Genomic DNA, 2647 nt, shown 5'->3' on the forward strand with positions numbered 1-2647 from the left:
AGCGAGACTAGGCGCAAAGCGTCGTAGCGAGACTTGTGCCCTAATCTGAGGTGCAAAGCGAGACTAGGCGCAAAGCATCGTAGCGAGACTTGTGCCCTAGTCTGAGATGTATAAGTACAACTATACCACTGCTTGCGCCTAAGGCTAGCCAATCGGTAAGTTTTCTTTCGCAGATTGGCTAGATGTGGAGATAGATTATCCAATCTGCATAAGTGCAACTAAACCTCTGTCTGCGCCTAAAGCTAGCCAATCGGTAAGTTTTCTTTACTTGCTTTGAAAAAAACTCCTCGTTATAATCACGGTGATGCCTAAATTCAAGAAGCGAGAGGAGTGAGCTGTAATGAAAGTGTTTGCTCACGGTAGCAATGTTAATTTCCAAACTTCAACACGAGAGATGTTTTTTACTGATTTGGAAGCTTTAATACAACACCAAAAAGATAAAAGTGATCAATTTATCATGGGCCATTTAAAGCATGCGAAAGAACAACTTGCAGTTTATGGTCTCCTGTTAAAGAGCTCATTAAACGATTCGATACATATTTTTGAGACAGAAGAAGAGACAATAGAATGGAAGCAAGAACAATTTTATATTAGTCAAGAAGCTGTATTTACGATTGAAGATGAGCGGGAAGGAAAAAAAGATTTTACCGTTATCTACTTAACTTATGAAGATGACGAGGGAGAATCGGTCTTATTTTTTATGGATGAAACTGCTGTTACTCATCCATTGGCTTGTGTAGTTCAATTTTATGAGCAAGTAAAAGAAATAGGTCGAGATGTTGATTTCTCCCTTATTGGCTGTACAGCCAATGAATGGAAACCCTCAAAAAAATAATAAAAAAAATCCTCCTTTCATAGGGGGATTTTTTTTGCCTTGAAAAAGGGCACTTTTTTAGGTGACTACATATACCCTTGTGATTGCCTTTCCATATCCTATGTTAACAAGCTCACTACTTTTTTTTCTTGCTATAGTGCTCTTTGATGATTGACATCATAGCAGGTGAATTGAACAAATCATACATGAAATCACCTTTTTGGCTATTCGTATTTGGTGTTGATGTGGATGGGCCACTAGGTGTAGCGGATGGTGGTGCATTTGGTTTTGGTTTGTTAAATTTCGCCATGTGATTAATCAATTTCATCATTTTATCTCGATCACCAATGGAGAGGTTTACATTATAAAGCGCTTGCATCATCTCGTCTAGCTGACTTGTTCTTTTGGATAAATCATTTGCTAATTTTGCCAATTCCGCAAAATAATCGTCACTCATGTTCTCACACCACCCTAAGGAGATTCAGGTGTTTATAGTCTATTCTCCATACAGCTTATGAGTGAGGAGGAAAAAATATGGGACCAGAGAATGAGAACCCTCAGAATATTAAAAATAGAAGGATTTTTTATTTAAAAGAGGGGACAGATTTCAATCGATGTTCCAGGGAGTTAAAGAATAGAGGTATACTACCAATCGAGTATCTTCCTCATTTGGGAATGGTGATTGGAGAATCTGTAAATCACCAGTTATGGGTAGATAATCATCCTTATGTAGAGCATGCAGAACCAGATATTCGGGTAAACATAACAGAACCATCCTATCGCGGTTCTACGTATGCGGTTAAACCTACCTTTCCATGGGGAGTGGAGCGTATTGGAGCTCCAATGGTTTGGACAAAAGTAAAGGGACAAGGAATTCGGATTGCTGTCATCGATACAGGAATTGATGCTAGCCATCCAGCTATTTATCGCAATTACAAAGGTGGAATAAATATATTGGCAAGAAGTTTTCCGCCAATGGATTACAATGGACATGGAACGCATGTTGCTGGAATTATTGCAGGACGATCACGTAATGCAGGTTTATTAGGAGTTGCACCATGGGCAAGTTTGTATGCAGTAAAAGCATTTAATAAAAACGGCAGTGCAAATTTATCTGATTTATTAAGTGCAATTAATTGGTGTATTGAAAACAAAATCCATGTTATTAATATGAGTTTTGGGATGGAAATGGTGAGTGAATCCCTTAAAAAGGCGATTATGATTGCACATCGAAAAAAAATTGTAATGGTAGCTGCTACTGGAAATCAAGGTTTAAAAAACACCATTGATTTTCCAGCTAGGTTTCCAGAAACAATAGCAGTGACCTCAATTGGAGTAAACAATCGGATTTCATCCTTTGGTAATCGTGGAAAAGGAGTAGATATTGCTGCTCCTGGAGAAAAAATTCCATCCGCCTGGTTGGGGCAAACTACAAAAGAAATGAGCGGTACATCTATGGCTGTACCTCATGTTTCAGGAACAATTGCCCTTATGTTGCAGTTGAATCCTAATTTGAATCCTGAGCAAATTCGTTACTTGCTACTGTACACTGGAAATAAAATAGATCGTGAATTTATTCGTACTGTAAATACGGATCGTGCAATACGCTATCTTTTAAAAAACAGAAGAAAATAATATAACTATTCCCACTTCTACTCTCTACTGTGTTTGAACATTTTGTGTTACACTGTAACAGGTAAAAGGTGAAAATCCCAACCTTAGGATTGGGATTTTCATTATTACTTCTTATTACTGTTGGTTTTGGCTTTTTTTGTTTTGAGAACGAGTGTTTTGAGCTTTTACTTGCTGTGCATTAGTAGCAGATTCAGAAGC

3 protein-coding genes are annotated in these 2647 nt (G+C 37.9%); 2 read left to right on the forward strand and 1 reads right to left on the reverse strand.

The genetic code is table 11. The features are described 5' to 3' along the window. Positions 1–340 precede the first annotated feature (340 nt). Entirely contained in the window at positions 341–835 is a 495-nt protein-coding gene (locus tag A3GQ_RS0121060; protein ID WP_028778713.1) for a hypothetical protein, read from the forward strand. A gap of 115 nt (positions 836–950) precedes the next feature. Here the strand turns inward: A3GQ_RS0121060 and A3GQ_RS0121065 are convergent, their stop codons facing one another. After that, entirely contained in the window at positions 951–1271 is a 321-nt protein-coding gene (locus A3GQ_RS0121065; RefSeq protein ID WP_028778714.1) for a hypothetical protein, read from the reverse strand. Positions 1272–1348: 77 nt separating this feature from the next. On the opposite strand from A3GQ_RS0121065, the gene A3GQ_RS25230 reads away from it, so the two are divergent. Next, positions 1349–2449 carry a S8 family peptidase gene (locus tag A3GQ_RS25230; protein WP_051272208.1) on the forward strand — a complete coding sequence of 367 codons (1101 nt, stop codon included), beginning with the start codon at positions 1349–1351 and terminating at the stop codon, positions 2447–2449. The last annotated feature ends 198 nt before the right edge of the window (positions 2450–2647 follow it).

Source organism: Shimazuella kribbensis DSM 45090 (assembly GCF_000428065.1).
GTDB lineage: Bacteria > Bacillota > Bacilli > Thermoactinomycetales > Thermoactinomycetaceae > Shimazuella > Shimazuella kribbensis.